This is a genomic window from Adhaeribacter arboris, from assembly GCF_003023845.1.
GTDB classification, from domain to species: Bacteria; Bacteroidota; Bacteroidia; order Cytophagales; family Hymenobacteraceae; genus Adhaeribacter; species Adhaeribacter arboris.
Map to the genome: position 1 here is coordinate 1182518 of NZ_PYFT01000001.1, position 16587 is coordinate 1199104.

At 42.1% G+C, this 16587-nt stretch carries 12 protein-coding genes; 10 read left to right on the top strand and 2 right to left on the bottom strand.

Going from position 1 to position 16587, the window contains the following annotated elements; translation table 11 throughout:
- Positions 1-160 precede the first annotated feature (160 nt).
- The 7 genes from AHMF7605_RS04985 to AHMF7605_RS05015 all read left to right on the top strand — a co-directional run bounded on the left by AHMF7605_RS04985 (position 161) and on the right by AHMF7605_RS05015 (position 9938).
- On the top strand, positions 161-4840 hold the full coding sequence (locus tag AHMF7605_RS04985) for a HAMP domain-containing protein (RefSeq protein WP_394336232.1): 4680 nt from the start codon (positions 161-163) through the stop codon (positions 4838-4840).
- Positions 4841-4842: 2 nt separating this feature from the next.
- The gene (locus AHMF7605_RS04990; protein WP_106927036.1) at positions 4843-5358 is read left to right on the top strand and encodes a chemotaxis protein CheW; all 516 of its coding nucleotides are present in this window, start codon (positions 4843-4845) and stop codon (positions 5356-5358) included.
- Positions 5359-5418: 60 nt separating this feature from the next.
- On the top strand, positions 5419-5787 hold the full coding sequence (locus AHMF7605_RS04995; protein WP_233218946.1) for a response regulator: 369 nt from the start codon (positions 5419-5421) through the stop codon (positions 5785-5787).
- Positions 5788-5941: 154 nt separating this feature from the next.
- Entirely contained in the window at positions 5942-7576 is a 1635-nt protein-coding gene (locus AHMF7605_RS05000; protein ID WP_106927038.1) for a chemotaxis protein CheA, read from the top strand.
- Between the two features lie 3 nt (positions 7577-7579).
- The gene (locus AHMF7605_RS05005) at positions 7580-8251 is read left to right on the top strand and encodes a chemotaxis protein CheC (protein WP_233218947.1); all 672 of its coding nucleotides are present in this window, start codon (positions 7580-7582) and stop codon (positions 8249-8251) included.
- Between the two features lie 89 nt (positions 8252-8340).
- Entirely contained in the window at positions 8341-9435 is a 1095-nt protein-coding gene (locus AHMF7605_RS05010) for an agmatinase family protein (RefSeq protein WP_106927040.1), read from the top strand.
- A gap of 167 nt (positions 9436-9602) precedes the next feature.
- A complete protein-coding gene (locus AHMF7605_RS05015) occupies positions 9603-9938 on the top strand; it encodes a phage holin family protein (RefSeq protein WP_106927042.1) in 336 nt (111 codons plus the stop codon).
- 52 nt (positions 9939-9990) lie between these two features.
- Here AHMF7605_RS05015 and AHMF7605_RS05020 read toward each other — a convergent pair whose 3' ends face one another.
- Complete coding sequence (locus AHMF7605_RS05020) at positions 9991-10332, bottom strand: four-helix bundle copper-binding protein (protein ID WP_106927044.1); 342 nt, start codon at positions 10330-10332, stop codon at positions 9991-9993.
- A gap of 188 nt (positions 10333-10520) precedes the next feature.
- On the opposite strand from AHMF7605_RS05020, the gene recQ reads away from it, so the two are divergent.
- From recQ to AHMF7605_RS05035, 3 genes are all read left to right on the top strand, one after another.
- A complete protein-coding gene (gene recQ, locus AHMF7605_RS05025; RefSeq protein WP_106927046.1) occupies positions 10521-12656 on the top strand; it encodes a DNA helicase RecQ in 2136 nt (711 codons plus the stop codon).
- Positions 12657-12873: 217 nt separating this feature from the next.
- Positions 12874-13650, top strand: coding sequence for an XRE family transcriptional regulator (locus AHMF7605_RS05030; protein WP_106927048.1), 777 nt, complete (start codon positions 12874-12876; stop codon positions 13648-13650).
- A 216-nt stretch (positions 13651-13866) separates the two neighbouring features.
- Entirely contained in the window at positions 13867-14583 is a 717-nt protein-coding gene (locus AHMF7605_RS05035; RefSeq protein ID WP_106927050.1) for a pirin family protein, read from the top strand.
- A gap of 192 nt (positions 14584-14775) precedes the next feature.
- Here AHMF7605_RS05035 and AHMF7605_RS05040 read toward each other — a convergent pair whose 3' ends face one another.
- Positions 14776-16563 (bottom strand): M2 family metallopeptidase, encoded by a 1788-nt coding sequence (locus AHMF7605_RS05040; protein WP_106927052.1) that lies wholly within the window; start codon positions 16561-16563, stop codon positions 14776-14778.
- Positions 16564-16587: the final 24 nt, after the last annotated feature.

The following is a 16587-nucleotide window of genomic DNA, read 5'->3' on the forward strand; positions in this document are numbered from 1 at the left end:
TAAACCGGCAGTTAACCAAGCTACTAATCCAACTTTACTTAAAGAAGAAGTTGCTCATACAGCAGTAGACTCGACAGAAACTTCTGCCTTACCTAAAAACGGGAGAGTTCTAAAATCAATTCAAACTTCAGTTGGGGGTAATTCTGCCCGTAAGTCTTCTATGGCCGGAGATGGTTCTGATTCACGCGAGCAACAGTATCTGAACGAACAGCTTAACCGGGTTTTATACGCTCTGGATGCTTTTAAAAAAGGAGACGTTTCCGTTCGACTTACGAAACAAGACGATGATATTTTTGCGGAAATAGCGGAAGCTTATAATTCCATGGTGGAAATGATTGGTGGTGTAGGCGGGGAGGTATCGCGTATTTCTAAGGTAGCCGGAGTAGAAGGAAACTTAAAAGCACGAGCTTCTGCTGAAAGCGCTTCCGGCTTCTGGAAAGACATGATCAATAATATTAATGGTCTGGTAGATTCTATTGCTGTGCCGGTATTAGAGGTTGGTAAGGTATTAAAGAATATTTCGAAAGGGAATCTTGACGAAACGTTCCAGATTCCGGTTTCCGGCGATTTTAAAGTAATGGCCGAAACCATAAACCGCACCATTGATAACCTAAATCTTTTTGCCGGTGAAGTAACCCGTGTGGCCCTGGAAGTAGGCTCTGAAGGTAAATTGGGTGGTCAAGCTTCTGTACCCAACGTAGCCGGAGTATGGAAAGATTTAACCGATAACGTCAATACTATGGCCAGTAACTTAACGAGCCAGGTACGCGATATTGCCAACGTAGCTACTGCCGTAGCTAAAGGCGATTTAACCCAGAAAATTACGGTTGATGTAAAAGGAGAGTTGCTTCAGCTAAAAGAAAACATCAACCAAATGGTGGATTCTCTGAACATTTTTGGAGATGAAGTAACCCGCGTAGCCCGTGAAGTAGGTACCGAAGGAAAACTCGGCGGCCAAGCTAGAGTACCGAATGTTGGTGGCACCTGGAAAGAACTAACCGACAATGTAAATACCATGGCGAGTAATTTAACTAGCCAAGTGCGGGATATTGCCAACGTAGCTACTGCCGTAGCTAAGGGTGATTTAACTCAAAAAATTACGGTAAACGTGAAAGGCGAATTACTCGAACTCAAAGAGAACATCAACCAAATGGTAGACTCTTTGAACATTTTTGGAGATGAAGTAACCCGCGTAGCCCGCGAAGTAGGAACGGAAGGAAAACTGGGCGGCCAAGCCAATGTACCCCGCGTGGCGGGTATCTGGAAAGAGTTAACCGACAATGTGAATTTAATGGCTAGCAACCTGACTAGCCAGATGCGCGACATTGCCAACGTCGCTACCTCCGTTGCGAAAGGTGACCTGACGCAAAAGATTACGGTGGATGTTAAAGGAGAGCTTTTGCAACTAAAAGAGAATATCAACCAGATGGTAGATTCTCTGAATATTTTTGCCGGTGAGGTTACCCGCGTAGCTCTGGAAGTTGGTACCGAAGGAAAATTAGGCGGGCAAGCAGCGGTGCCGAATGTTGGTGGTACCTGGAAAGCCCTTACCGATAACGTAAACTCCATGGCCAGCAACCTGACCAGTCAGGTGCGGGATATTGCTAACGTAGCTACCGCTGTGGCGAAAGGGGACTTAAGCCAGAAAATGACGGTGAACGTGAAAGGAGAAATCCTCGAACTCAAAAATATTCTGAACCAAATGGTGGATTCCTTGAATATTTTTGCCGGGGAAGTTACCCGCGTAGCACTAGAAGTAGGTACCGAAGGAAAATTAGGGGGCCAAGCTAATGTACCTAATGTAGCCGGGGTTTGGAAGGCGTTGACGGATAACGTAAATTCCATGGCGAGTAACCTGACTTCACAGGTGCGCGACATTGCTAACGTAGCGACTGCCGTTGCGAAAGGCGATTTAACTCAAAAAATCACGGTAGATGTAAAAGGAGAACTCTTGCAACTGAAAGAGAACATCAACCAGATGGTGGATTCCTTGAACATTTTTGCCGGTGAGGTTACCCGCGTGGCACTTGAAGTAGGTACCGAAGGAAAACTCGGCGGCCAGGCAGCCGTGCCGAATGTAGGTGGAACCTGGAAAGCCTTAACGGATAACGTAAACTCCATGGCCAGCAACCTGACCAGTCAGGTGCGGGATATTGCCAACGTTGCTACCGCTGTTGCTAAAGGTGACTTAACCCAAAAAATTACGGTAAACGTTAAGGGCGAGCTTCTCGAATTAAAAGAAAACATCAATCAAATGGTGGATTCCCTGAACATTTTCGGAGATGAAGTAACCCGCGTTGCCCGTGAAGTAGGTACGGAAGGAAAATTAGGTGGGCAAGCAACAGTACCAAACGTAGCTGGGGTTTGGAAAGCCCTGACAGATAACGTAAATTCTATGGCCAGCAACCTGACCAGTCAGGTACGGGATATTGCCAATGTTGCTACTTCCGTTGCCCGGGGCGATTTAAGTCAGAAAATTACGGTAGATGTAAAAGGAGAACTCTTGCAACTGAAAGAGAACATCAACCAAATGGTGGATTCCTTGAACATTTTTGCCGGTGAGGTTACCCGCGTAGCACTAGAAGTAGGTACCGAAGGAAAACTCGGTGGCCAAGCTAATGTGCCGAATGTAGCCGGGGTCTGGAAAGCTTTGACCGATAATGTAAACTCGATGGGTTCTAACCTGACGAGCCAGGTACGGGATATTGCAAACGTAGCGACGGCCGTGGCAAAAGGGGACTTAACTCAGAAAATTACGGTAGATGTTCGGGGCGAGCTTTTGCAGCTCAAAGATAATATCAACCAAATGGTAGACTCTCTGAATATTTTTGCCGATGAGGTAACCCGGGTAGCCCGCGAAGTAGGTACGGAAGGAAAACTCGGCGGCCAGGCTAATGTACCAAAAGTGCAGGGAACCTGGAAAGAACTTACCGATAACGTGAATACCATGGCCAGCAACCTGACCTTACAAGTACGCGATATCGCCAACGTAGCTACCGCTGTTGCCAAAGGTGACTTAAGCCAGAAAATGACGGTGAACGTGAAAGGAGAAATCCTCGAACTCAAAAATATCCTGAACCAAATGGTAGACTCCTTGAATATTTTTGCCGGGGAGGTTACCCGCGTAGCACTAGAAGTAGGTACCGAAGGAAAATTAGGTGGCCAGGCGGCTGTGCCGAATGTTGGCGGGGTATGGAAAGACCTTACAGATAATGTAAATACCATGGCATCTAACCTCACCACGCAGGTACGGGGTATAGTAAAAATTGTAACCTCTGTATCGAAAGGCGACTTAACTCAAAAATTAATTTTAGAAGCAAAAGGAGAAGTTGCGGATTTAGCTGAAACCATAAACCGCATGGTGGATGACCTGAACCGTTTAGCCGGGGAGGTGAGCCGGGTGGCTAGGGTAGCCGGCGTGGAAGGTAAATTAACTGAACGTGCTACTGTACACGGTGTGGGTGGTTCCTGGAAAGAATTAGTAGATACCTTAAATGACTTGCTTGAATCAATTGTAACTCCCGTTTTGGAAGTATCGCGGGTAGTGCGGGCCATTTCGGAAGGAGATTTAACACAAAAAGTAGAAATTCATACAACCGGTGATTTACTTTCCATGTCCAATGCCTTAAACCTGGCCGTAGAAAACTTAAATTCATTGTTAGGTGAAATTAATGAATCCTCACTGGTAGTTGGTTCTTCTTCCGAAGAAATGGCCAACAAAGGTTTAGATATGAGCCGGGTGACTGTAGATGTAGCTTTAGCTATGCAGCAAATGGCCGAAGGAGCGCAAAATCAGGCTTTAAAAACAGATAAAGCTTTTAAACTGATTGAGGAAATCATGAAAGCGACCAAGGCCACAGCAAATAAAGCCGATGTGGTAAACCGGGCGGCTATTTTAGGGGAAGAAACGTCGCAGCTTGGTTTGAAAACAGTGGCCGAAGTGGTAAAGAACATGGAAGAAATATCCTCGGCAGCAGCTTTAACGGCCAAAACCATTGAAGTATTGAGTACCCGTTCTCAGGAAATTTCTAAATCCTTGGGCGTAATTACCGATATTGCTTCTCAAACTAATTTACTGGCCTTGAATGCAGCTATTGAGGCCGCCCGGGCCGGTGAAGCGGGCCGCGGCTTTGCGGTAGTAGCCGAAGAAATCCGGAAACTGGCCGAAGGCTCACGTAAATCGGCGAGTGAAATTGAAACGTTGGTGAACGATGTAAAGAAAGATACGTCTTCAGCAGCAGCAGCTATATCCACCATGGAAGGCCGGGTATTAAAAGGTAAAAATGCAACATTTGAGGCTTCCGGAGCCTTTAAAAACATTGCCACTTCCAGTGGTGAAACCTTGCGCACTTCCCAGGATATTTTAACTGCTACTGAAGTACAAAAATCTTCTATATCAGATGTAGTAAAATACGTGGAAGAAGTTGTTGCTATTGCGGAACAAACGGCTTCCGGTACCCAGCAAGTTGCCGGCACAGCTAAGCAATTGTCGAGTTCCATGCAAGAAATGACGGCTTCCAGCCAGCAACTAAACGAAATTGCCGAAGATTTGCAGTTAGGAATTTCTGCCTTTAAACTTTTGGACGATAACTGGTCTTACCAGCAAAGCCGATCTATCCGGCATATCCCGGAATACCCCGTTAAAACAGTACCAGCCCGACGAGCTTTACCGGGCAACAATAATGGTACTCTAGGTCATCCAATAACTGGTTCTCAACGGAACAATCCGGCTGTATCTAATGTAATTTCCCCGAAAACAGAAGCTAATCGTTCTTCTTTAAACGGTGAAAATGCCAAGAAGACACCCGTTCGGAAAGCGCCTAATAAGCTCAAATCTTAAGCATGAATACCGACGGAATAAGCGAGAAAAAAGAAGTTAATCGCGAGCCCAGCGTACACTTAATTGTGTTTAAGTTGGGCTCCGAGGAATACGGTATCCGGATTGAGCAAGTAAAAGAAGTTACCTTAACTCCCGAAATTGCCCGTATGCCGAAAACACCTTCTTTTATAAAAGGAGTTGCCAACATTCGCGGCGATATAATTGCTCTTTTGGATTTGGAAGAAAGATTTCATATTGGTTCCCCGGAATCTTCCACGGAAATAGTAAAAGAAAAACAGAAATCGTATACTCTGGTGTTAGAAGCCAAAGATTTTACTATAGGATTATTGGTGCGGGAAGTACCGCATTCTTTAACTATCCCTATTTCCCGCATCGAAAAAACGCCTTCTTTTATTCAGGATTTACAAATTAACGATAACTATATTGAGGGAATTGGCAAATTAGGAGATCGTTTAATTATTGTATTAGATATTCACAAAATACTTACTTTCGAAGAAGCAGAGCTATTAAAAGATTAATGAAGCCCGGCTTGCTTACCGATATTACTTCCTGAAGAAAATTCAGAATAACTTAAATAAATGATGAAAAAAAGAATATTAATTGTTGATGACTCTTTTTACATGCGCACCATGCTTAAAAATATGCTCACGGACGCTGGTTACGAAGTGGTAGGAGAAGCCCCTAATGGACAAACTGCTTTACAATTAGCCCGGGAAACGAACCCCGACCTGATTACTTTAGATGTAATTTTACCGGATAACACGGGATTAGATGTATTAAAAGGTATTAAAAAAGAACAACCCAACATGAAAGTAATTATTGTAAGCGCGGTTGGTCAGGAAGTTATTGTTAATGAAGCGGTGGAAAATGGCGCTTTTTCTTATATCGTAAAACCGTTTTCAGAAGAGAAGGTCTTGGAAACAGTAAGTAATGCTTTAAAGGATTAGCGATCAGCCATCCAGCAACTCCTATTATACCCATTCATTTAACTATAGCACTGCCTTAATTTTAACGCATCCATCCCGAAGCGGATGCTCCCGGAAAAGAAAGAGCCAGCCTTAAGCAACCGGATTTGCCGGCTAAGTTGTTTTACTACAACGCATGAAATCAAGAGAACAAGAATATAAAGAAATATTTATTTCCGAAGCCTTGGAATACTTTGATGCTTTAAACCGGCACATAAGTACTCTGGAAAAAAATCCGGAAGATGACCAAATTCTGGCAGAAATATTTCGGTTGCTGCACAATTTAAAAGCCAATGCCAAGGCTATTGGTTACCTTCAAATTTCAGATTTATCGCATAAACTCGAAACCGCTTTTGAACTAGTTCGCAAACGCGAACTAACGTTTAGCAACGAAATAGCTACAATTTTATTCGACGGGATAGATTTATTGGGTGAGCTCATTACTAACGTGGATGATCCAAATTATAAAATTCTGGATGAAAGCTTAATCCATAATCTGGATATTCTGGCCGATAAAACTTCGAGTAAAAATCTGACCGAAGTATCGAAAGCGCAGAAGGTTAATGCCCGTAATTTATCGCTCTCCGATTTAATTTACATTCAAATTAAAAAACTAGACCATTTATTAAACTTAGTGGGCGAACTGATTATTGATCGCGACCGGATTATTTCTTTGAGTAAAGATTTAAACAACGAAGATTTAAAATCCGTTAGCTCGCACTTGTACCGGATTACGGAAGAAATACAGTTCAGTGTAATGGACGCACGCTTAGTAAATGTGGGTTCGTTATTTAATAAATTCCCCCGCATTGTCCGCGACATAGCGCAGGCCGAACAAAAAGAAATTCAACTGGATATAATTGGCCAGGATATTCAGATTGACCGGAACATTCTGCAAATAATAACTGATTCATTGCTGCATTTGGTTCGAAACGCTATTACCCACGGCATTGAAAAAGGAGCAGATCGTGAAAGAAAAAACAAGCCCCGCCAAGGCAACCTTTCTTTATCCGCCCAAAGCGACCGCGATAATGTTCTTATTCGCTTAAGCGACGATGGCCGGGGCATTGACATACCCGCCGTTAAAAAAGCCATTGTCGCCCGTAAATTTTTATCTTTTGAAGTAGTGGATGATTTACGCGAAAGCGATATTTTATCTTACTTGTTTGAACCAGGTTTTTCCATGGCCAAAGAAGTTACCGAATTTTCAGGTCGTGGCGTTGGGCTGGATGTGGTTAAAAATGCCATAGATTCTATTGGTGGCCGGATTCAGGTTCATTCCGAGAAAGATAAAGGCACTACCTTTACCTTACATTTACCAACTTCTATTGCCGTAAAAGGAGCCTTACTTTTTGAAGTGGAAGATGGATATTACGCTATTTTACTCATGCATACCGATTCTGTAGTTTCTATAGATAAAAGTGAACTGCACGAGGTCGGTAATATGCTGGTGGCAAATATTAAAAATGAAACCATCCCGGTTATTTATTTAAGAGAATTCTTAAACAACGACGATGCTACTATGAATTTGGGAAGTAAAGCCCGCTTAAATGGCAGCGTTCAAAACATTATTATTGTAATTTACAACAACCGTCGGTTGGGTTTAATTGTAGATAAACTATATCGTCAGCAAGACATTGTAATAAAGCCACTAAACAAACCAGTAGATAATATTGAAATTTATGGAGGGGTAACCTTATTGGGTACTGGTAAAGTATGCCTGGTATTAGATGTGCCGGCAATAACCCGTTATTTTATTGTTAAAAAGTAACGCATGGCTCTATTCTTTAATATGCAGCCAAATAAAAAAGATTTATTCATGGAACTACAAGTAACCGAATTAGAAAAAGATATTATCAAAGAAATTCTAAATATTGGCTTAGCAAGGGCCGCCGATTCTTTTGCCTCCATAGCTAAAGATAAGGTGCTCATGAAAGTACCCGATTTGGAATTAATTCAAACGAATGAAATATCTCAATTTATTTCCGGCTACGAAGAAACCCACGAAATTATTCAATCAGATATTAAGGGCGATTTTAATGGTACTACTTTAATGCTTTTTTCGGGCAACCACGTAGAAATGCTTTCGTTGGTATGTCTTAATTTAAAAGGTCCTTACCAAAAACCGCTTTCTGCTATGCAAGAGTCCTTGCTGCTGGAGATAAGCAATATTATTACCGGTGCCTTTGTGACGCAATTAGCAAATATTTTAAAAGCGGATATTTATGGTTCACCGCCCATATACCCGCAAAAGGATATAGCTCATTCCTTAAAACATATTACCGACGTTAATCCGCTTTTTCAGCCCATTATTTTTACCGTATTAACGCATTTTACCGACCATAAAGGAATGGTGGAACTTCCCCTTTTTCTTTTTTTTGATACCATTACTTTTAATAAGATTCTCGAAATAATTCGTTCCTATAAATTTTACGAAGAGCGTTAACAACGCTCTTTTTTGTTAAAGCTTATTTTAATAATACCTAATCTTAGCTTAAAATTTAAATAACCCGCTCTCTCATCTTCAAATTAGTTATGAATCAAAAAGAAAATAGTCAAAAAAGTAAACAAGATAAAATTGCCCAATTCGACCCGAGTGGAGTAGGTGACAGCAACGCGGGTATTTATGGCTTACCGTTCACTACGGAAGAAGCATCAGTGGTTTTAATTCCGGTGCCCTGGGAAGTTACGGTTTCCTATAGTGCCGGCACTGCCTCCGGGCCGGAAGCCATTAAATCCGCTTCCTCCCAAATGGATTTATATGACCCCGTTATTAAAGATGCCTGGCAAATTGGCATTGCGTTAGAACCAATTGATCCTACCTGGCAGGAAACCAGTACTGCTTTGCGCACCCAATCGGCCGCTTATATTCAATATTTAGAAGGCACTAATTCTACATTATCGGAAACTCAAATAAATGATTTGTTAGCGCAGGTAACTCAAAAAGGAAAAGAACTACTGCATTGGTTAAAACAAAAAGCGACCGATTATTTAAATAAAGGTCAATTAGTAGGCGTAGTAGGCGGCGATCATAGCTCACCTTTAGGTTTACTGCACGCTTTGGCCGAAAAACACGATGAGTTTGGAATTTTGCAAATTGATGCGCACGCCGATTTACGCGAAGCTTACGAAGGATTTGAGTATTCGCACGCTTCTATTATGTATAATGCTTTAAAGTTGCCGCAGGTAAAAAAATTGGTTCAGGTAGGGATTCGCGATAGTGCCGAATCCGAAAATGAGCTTATTAACCAATCGAATGGCCGCATTTCCACTTTTTTTGATTCCTTTTTAAAAGATGAAATGTACGATGGTAAAACCTGGAAAAAGCAATGTAAAAAAATTATTGCCCAGTTACCGCCCAAAGTGTACATTAGTTTTGATATCGACGGACTGGACCCCAAACTTTGTCCGGGCACCGGTACTCCTGTACCCGGAGGTTTGGAATTTGAGGAAGCCATTTATTTAATTAAGGCTTTAGTAAAATCAGGTCGGGAAATTATTGGTTTTGACTTGTGCGAAGTAGCTCCCGGCAATTCGGACTGGAATGGCAACGTAGGCGCTCGTTTATTGTATAAGCTTAGTAATTGGATGGCCGTTTCGAACAAACTGGCTCAGGTTACATTTGAGTAAAAGCTGGCGGCGTACACAAATTATTTTATTTGCGTATAGGGGTTTAGTGAAGTAAGTAGTACGTTTTTACGTTAAAAGTTACACGTCATTATGGTTATAACATAAGCTGAAATCCTTCCACTAAAAAATTACTACTTTACTATTTGTTTCACCTAACCAAATAAAACATGGGCTTTATACTAAAATTAATTTTAACCGGGGTAGCAGCGGCCATAGCGGCGTATATTTTACCGGGAGTAACCATAGACGGCTTAGGCAGCGCCATTTTACTGGCAGTTGTACTGGGTATTTTAAACGCTATTGTTAAGCCTATTTTAATAGTCCTCTCTTTACCCATCACCATTATTACTTTAGGACTTTTCTTACTCGTTATTAATGCCCTTATTATTTTGTTAGCCGATTATATCCTGACTGGATTTAGCGTGAATGGCTTTATATGGGCTTTAATCTTTAGCTTGGTTTTATCTGTTCTTACTTCTATTATCGATATGATCACCAAATAACATTTCTGATCTACCATAACAAAGGCCCGAAAACTACTCGGGCCTTTTGCATTTAAGCAACTTTGGTTTGCAGCCAATCCTGGCAAGCATCGGCACATTCCTGGCATTCTTCGGCGCACTTCTGGCAATGATCGGCGTCGTGCTGGGCGCATTCTTCGGCACAGGCTTTACAAATTTCAATGCACTCCCGCATTACGTGGGGTGCGTGCGGCGAGTTACGGGCCACAAAGCGGGCCGTTAAGGTACAAATATCCGCACAATCGCGGTCCAGTTGAATGCACTTTACCATCATTTGTACGTGCTCCTCCTGCAAACACAAAGTCATACATGTTTCGCAGGCGGTAATGCATTTAATCAAAACGTGTTCGAGATTATTTGTTACTTCCGATTTCATAGTTTTTTATTTAAGTTTTAAACCGAGTAAGATAAAGTCTAGTTGTACGAGGTACAACCAAGTGTGTTAGAAAACAGGCTACAATTTGTATAGCACCCACTTCCAGATTAAGGAGATAAGTCCAAAAACTTTTTCGGGTCCTGCATCTAAAAACTTAAATTTGTTGTTAGAAAGCAAAACAGGTAAGTATGATTACAGCAGCACAAGAGGTATTAAAAAAGTATTTTGGTTACGAACGTTTCCGGCCCATGCAGCAGGAAATTATTTCTTCGGTTCTTGCTAAACGGGATACGATTGTTTTAATGCCTACGGGCGGTGGAAAGTCGGTTTGTTACCAGGTGCCGGCCTTGGTTATGCCGGGTATTTGCGTGGTTATTTCCCCGCTTATTGCTTTAATGCAGGACCAGGTGAAAGCGCTTGCGGCTAATGGGGTGAACGCTGCCTTTTTGAATAGTACCCAATCGGCGGAAGTACAGTATAATATTGAAACGGCTTGTTTAGGACGTGCCATTAAATTACTGTATGTTTCGCCGGAAAAATTATTATCTGCCGGCTTTTTCTCTTTTTTAAAACGCTTACAGGTTAATTTGTTTGCCGTGGATGAGGCGCATTGTATTTCGGCTTGGGGGCACGATTTCCGGCCGGAATACACGCAACTGCGCACTTTAAAAGAACAATTTCCCACTGTACCGGTAATTGCTTTAACGGCCACTGCCGACCGTTTAACGCAAAAAGATATTCAGGAGCAACTGCATTTACAAGACCCAGCGGTATATATTTCGTCTTTCGACCGGCCAAACATTAATTTAACAGTTTTACCCGGCCGTAATCGCTTTAACCGCATTACTGATTTTTTAGATAATCATAAAGGACAGCCCGGCATTATTTATTGTTTGAGCCGCAATACCACCGAATCCTTAAGTCAAAAATTAAGCGCGCAAGGTTTCAAAGCGGCCCATTACCATGCGGGGCTTTCGGCTACTGCCCGGGCCGCCACCCAAGATGCTTTCTTGAAAGACAATATTCAGATTATGTGCGCCACCATTGCCTTCGGGATGGGCATTGATAAATCGAATGTGCGTTGGGTAATTCATTACAATCTGCCTAAAAACATTGAAAGCTATTACCAGGAAATTGGCCGCGGTGGGCGCGATGGCGCTCCGGCCAACGCCTTGTTGTTTTACTCCTACGCCGATGTGCTGGCGATGCGTAAGATGCTCTCGGAAGGCGATAAGAAACAACAGGCATTGCAATTAGTTAAATTAGAACGCATGCAACAATACGCCGAAGCAACTAGTTGCCGGCGGAGAATATTATTAAACTACTTCGGCGAAACGCTTTCTAAAAACTGCCAGAACTGTGATATCTGCCGTAATCCGCCCGCTTCTTTCGACGGTACCATTCACGCCCAAAAAGCGCTTTCGGCCATTGCCCGCATGCTCGAAAAAGCACCTTTAGGCTTGGTAATTGATGTTTTACGCGGTTCCAGAAGCCAGCAAGTATTAGAGAAAAATTTTGACCGCATTAAAACTTACGGAGCGGGTCGCGATATACCGTATAACGACTGGCAAAGTTACCTGCACCAAATGATTAACCAAGGCTTATTGGAAATTGCCTATGACGATGCGTATACGCTCAAAATAAGCCCCGCCGGTAAGGAAGTATTGCTGCAAAACAAATCTTTTGCGCTGGTGAAATTTGAGCCGAATGCTGCCACCGAAGAAGTAGCGCCCGTGAAAGCAAAGAGCAAGAAAGAAGTTTTAAAAGACGAATTATTTGAACGCTTACGCGTACTGCGCAAGAAAATTGCCGACCAGCAAAACGTGCCGCCCTACGTTATTTTCAACGACACTACTTTAAGTGAAATGGCCCAGGAAAAGCCGACCAGCCGACCAGCCATGCTTTCCATTTCGGGCGTAGGTTTGATAAAACTGGAAAATTACGGCGAAGCGTTTATCAACGAAATTATCTCTTTTGTCACGGACCAGCAGGAGCAAGGAAATAAAGTAAAAGGCGCTACGCATTTAGTTACCTTGGAGGCATACAAGCAAGGCTACCAACCGGATCAGATTGCTTTACAGCGTAACCTAAATATTGTTACCATATACTCGCACTTGGCTTCCTTGTACGAACAAGGATATGCCATTGATATAAAACAATTTATTTCCGCTTCGGATTACCAAAAATTAGAACCTACCATTACTAAACTAGGTCCGGAAGCTAAATTAAAAGATTATTTCGATCATTTTGGGGGAAACGTGGATTACAACACCATCCGGATGGCTTTGGCCGTTTACAAAAGAAAAGCGAAAGCAGTTAAATAGAATAACTAAAGTGTAGAGATTTGCTATTTTTTAGTATTTACTACTAGCTGATTCCCCGGCTAAATCTTTTCCGCTCTTATTTTAAAGAAAATAAGGCCATTATTTCTGAATGCGAGTGAATAAATTTGCTAAATGATTTAGAAATAATAAAAAAATTAGTAAATTTACTTTGTCTAAAAGAATTAATTTCCGTAAAAGGAATTAGGAAAACAAAGGCATGATAAATACTAATTTAAAATTTCTGAGAAAGCAAACGGGTCTTACCCAGTCACAATTGGCCGAAAAGCTTAACATCAAGCGTTCTTTAATCGGCGCTTACGAGGAAGGACGCGCCGAGCCTAAACTAAGCACCTTAGTAAATATCTCGAAGCTGTTTAATATTTCTTTAGATGTTTTAATTACGAAAGATTTGCCGTCTTCCAGTACGGAATCGCACAGCATGGCCATTCAGCGGCCTACTAAGGGAAATTTACGGGTTTTGGCCATTACCGTTGATAGAGAAGATAAAGAAAACATTGAATTAGTACCGCAACGCGCCAGTGCTGGTTACTTAAATGGCTATGCCGATCCGGAATTTATTGAAGAACTACCGCGCTTCCGGTTACCCATGTTAAGTACGCAAGGTACTCACCGGGCTTTTGAGATTTCCGGCGATTCCATGTTACCCATTGCTTCGGGTACGGTAATTATCGGCCGGTTTATTGAAGATTGGTCCACCATCAAAGATGGTACTCCTTGTATTATTGTGAGTCAGAAAGAAGGTGTAGTTTTCAAGCGGATTTTCAATAAAATGAAAAACGAAGCGGTATTATACCTGCACTCCGACAATCCGTCTTATTCACCTTATCAAATACTGGTAGATGATATTCTGGAAATTTGGGAAGCGCGTGCCTATATCAGTACTACTTTCCCGATTGCTGATTTCTCTCTGAATAAACTTACTTCGATCGTGTTAGATCTGCAACAAGAAGTTCTTAAATTAAAGAAAGCTTAAATTAATCAATCTGAATAAGTTACTTGCCCGGTTTGCTGATAAGTAAACCGGGCTTTTTTTATTTAAGTAAATGAAAAACGCAGGGTCATCCCGAAAGGTATTATAAATTATTGTAAATAAGCTTCTTACCTTCCTGCATTAACTTATAACCTGATCTCGCGTATTTTAAGGTAAATCAGAATATAGAAAACTAATATACCTTCACTACAAAAAACTATGGTAAAAATTATTAACGCCGAAGACCGCCATTTTTCCACGGCTGGTTGGCTGAAATCGCATTTCCTGTTTTCTTTTGCCGATTATTATGACCCGAACAATATGAATTACGGTCCGTTGCGGGTTTTTAACGACGACTACGTGGCGCCGCATTCCGGCTTTCCGCAGCATCCGCACTCCGAAATGGAAATTATTACCATTGTATTAGCCGGAGAAGTAACGCATGAAGATAGCATGGGCAATAAAACGGTAATTAAAGCCGGCGATGTACAACGTATGACGGCCGGAACCGGGATTACCCATTCTGAAACCAATAATGCCGATAAAGAATTACACTTGCTGCAGTTGTGGTTCCTCCCGAATAAACCAGGTTTAAATCCGTCGTACGAACAAAAACACATTGATTTTGCCGATTCTAAAAACGAATTAGTTCCGCTGGTAACCGGTCAAAAAGTTTTGGAAGATGTCGTTTTTATGAATTCTAATTCAACGGTTTACTACGCGCATCTGAAAAAAGATAAAGAAATAGATTTTAAAACCTTTGATATCCGCAAAACTTTAATTTACGTTCTGGAAGGCGAATTATTCGCCAACGGCATGCAGGCTACCACTAACGACCAATTGCGCATTGATCACGAAAGCGCCGTTCTAATTCGCGCCAGCCAAGACTCTTCTTTTATTTTAATTGATGTTGCAGCGGTTGAGGCTAACTTTTAAATTGACGCTAAAAATTAGATATTAAAAGCTAGACGTTGGATATGTAATATTAAATTTTGAGGTCTTGGCTAAAGAATTATTTATTTGAAAATTCAAAAGATTACCTTCCAATAGAAAAGTCAGCTGAGGGCTGACTTTTCTATTGGAAATTAAAAATTAGGTATCTAGCATCTAGCGTCTAAATTCTAGTGTCTAAATAGTATACTTCCGGCCTTTGTTTTGGGCTTTCAGGTAATCCATAAGAGGCTGAAAATAAGCGATCATGGCGCGGGCACTGAGATCTTCGCCGGTTTTATCTTTTAATACTTGCCGCCAGTCGGCGCTTGCCCCGGGATACATGATGCTGGCTAAAAATTTACCTACCTCTTTGTTCCCGTAGTAATTTGTCGCGTGCGGATCTTGTTTTAAAATTTTGGTAGCAATATGATCGTGTAACTGAAACAAAATAACGTACGACAAAGCATAATCATAATACTGCGCCGGATCATCGTTTATGTGCGTTTTAGTGGCGGCATCAGCGTATTTAACGCCGCGTTCGTTGGGTGGCACAATGCCTTGATATTGTAGGGCCAATTCCCACCAACGCTTATTAAAATCCGCAGAAGCCAGGTTTTTGGCGTATAAATCGTGCTCAAACTCGCTCATCACCCCCGACGCAAACGGAATGAAAACCACGTAATTTAGTGCCTCTTTTAATAAGCTCTGCACCTGATTTGTTTTAGCTTCTTTGTTTACCAACTGCAAATTGGCCAGGAAAGGCTGTTGCATGGCCGCTAAACCCATTAAGCTGCCCATAGCTTCGTGATAAGCGCGGTTAGCGCCGCTACGTAATAATAAAGGCACATCGGGATTCGTATAAGTCAGGTAATAGTAAATATGACCTAATTCGTGGTGGGTAGTTTCGTACCATTCGGCATTAGGCTCCACACTCATTAAACTGCGGACATCGTGTTCTAAATCCATGTGCCAGGCCGAAGCATGGTTATTCTTTTTGTAGTTAGTGCCAGCAGGTACCGGATACAAACTGGACTTAGCGTAAAAGATGGCAGGTAAAGCTGGAAATCCTAAACTTTGGTAAAATCGCTCGGCTTGTTTTACCTGCCATTCCGCTCCTTTAGGTTTTAATACCTGATCTAAGTTGCTGCCTTCCACCTCCATCATGGCGCTCCAATCCTGTCCCCACCGATTAGGCAACCAATGCGCCGGCAGCATATCCGGCACTTCATTTACGCCGTACTTTTTGGCTAATTCGTAACGGGCGTAGGTGTGGAGTTCCCGGTACAAGGGTTTTAGTTCCTGGTTAATTTTGCGCATCAAGTCCATCATGTCTTCGCGCTTCATCCCGTAATCGGAGGCTTGATAGCTAAAATAATCGTCGTAGCCAAGGGCTTGGACGGTTTTGTTCCGCAGATTCCGCAAGTTTACCAAACCCGATTTAAGTACCGTGCCTACTTCTTTACTAGCCTGCCAGGCTTCCAAGCGTTTAGTGGGATTCGTTTCGGTTCTTAAGATTTCATCAATTCGATTGGTGGTAACCGATTTACCATTTAATTTATAATCAAAACCATAGAGCTTTTCCGATTGTTCGGTTTCCGCTTTAATGCGGCTTTTTACCACCTCAGCTACGGTTTGCGGATTGTTCGCGGCAACTCGTAAAGCGGTTTCGAGCTGTTTTACCTGAATTTCGCTTAACTCTTCTTTATGCTGAAGCAAGTCTTGTAGTTGCTGAATGTTTTCTTTACTGCCGGTAAAAGCCGCAAAGGCTTCATTAGCCTTTCGAGTAGCAATAGCATTAGCAGAATCGCCTTCCACAATTTTGGTGTTAGAAGCCCATTCTGCTTCGGCGGAAGCAGTATACAACTTTTGATATTCCGCGGAATACGTTTTCAGAAAGGTATCTGCTTCTGTTTTATAATTTTTCTTTGTTTGGCAAGACCATAAGGTAGCTAGTGTCAAGCCAATTACTATAGTTCTTTTCATTCGTGGACTATCGTCTATGGAGGA

Excerpts from the sequence above, each read along its gene's own strand:
- AHMF7605_RS05015 (WP_106927042.1), top strand. The coding sequence starts at position 9,603 with ATGGGCTTTATACTAAAATTAATTTTAACCGGGGTAGCAGCGGCCATA.
- AHMF7605_RS05020 (WP_106927044.1), bottom strand. The coding sequence starts at position 10,332 with ATGAAATCGGAAGTAACAAATAATCTCGAACACGTTTTGATTAAATGC.
- AHMF7605_RS05030 (WP_106927048.1), top strand. The coding sequence starts at position 12,874 with ATGATAAATACTAATTTAAAATTTCTGAGAAAGCAAACGGGTCTTACC.
- AHMF7605_RS04985 (WP_394336232.1), top strand. The coding sequence starts at position 161 with ATGGCCGGAGATGGTTCTGATTCACGCGAGCAACAGTATCTGAACGAA.
- AHMF7605_RS05005 (WP_233218947.1), top strand. The coding sequence starts at position 7,580 with ATGGCTCTATTCTTTAATATGCAGCCAAATAAAAAAGATTTATTCATG.
- AHMF7605_RS05010 (WP_106927040.1), top strand. The coding sequence starts at position 8,341 with ATGAATCAAAAAGAAAATAGTCAAAAAAGTAAACAAGATAAAATTGCC.
- AHMF7605_RS05035 (WP_106927050.1), top strand. The coding sequence starts at position 13,867 with ATGGTAAAAATTATTAACGCCGAAGACCGCCATTTTTCCACGGCTGGT.
- AHMF7605_RS04990 (WP_106927036.1), top strand. The coding sequence starts at position 4,843 with ATGAATACCGACGGAATAAGCGAGAAAAAAGAAGTTAATCGCGAGCCC.
- AHMF7605_RS04995 (WP_233218946.1), top strand. The coding sequence starts at position 5,419 with ATGATGAAAAAAAGAATATTAATTGTTGATGACTCTTTTTACATGCGC.
- AHMF7605_RS05040 (WP_106927052.1), bottom strand. The coding sequence starts at position 16,563 with ATGAAAAGAACTATAGTAATTGGCTTGACACTAGCTACCTTATGGTCT.
- AHMF7605_RS05000 (WP_106927038.1), top strand. The coding sequence starts at position 5,942 with ATGAAATCAAGAGAACAAGAATATAAAGAAATATTTATTTCCGAAGCC.
- recQ (WP_106927046.1), top strand. The coding sequence starts at position 10,521 with ATGATTACAGCAGCACAAGAGGTATTAAAAAAGTATTTTGGTTACGAA.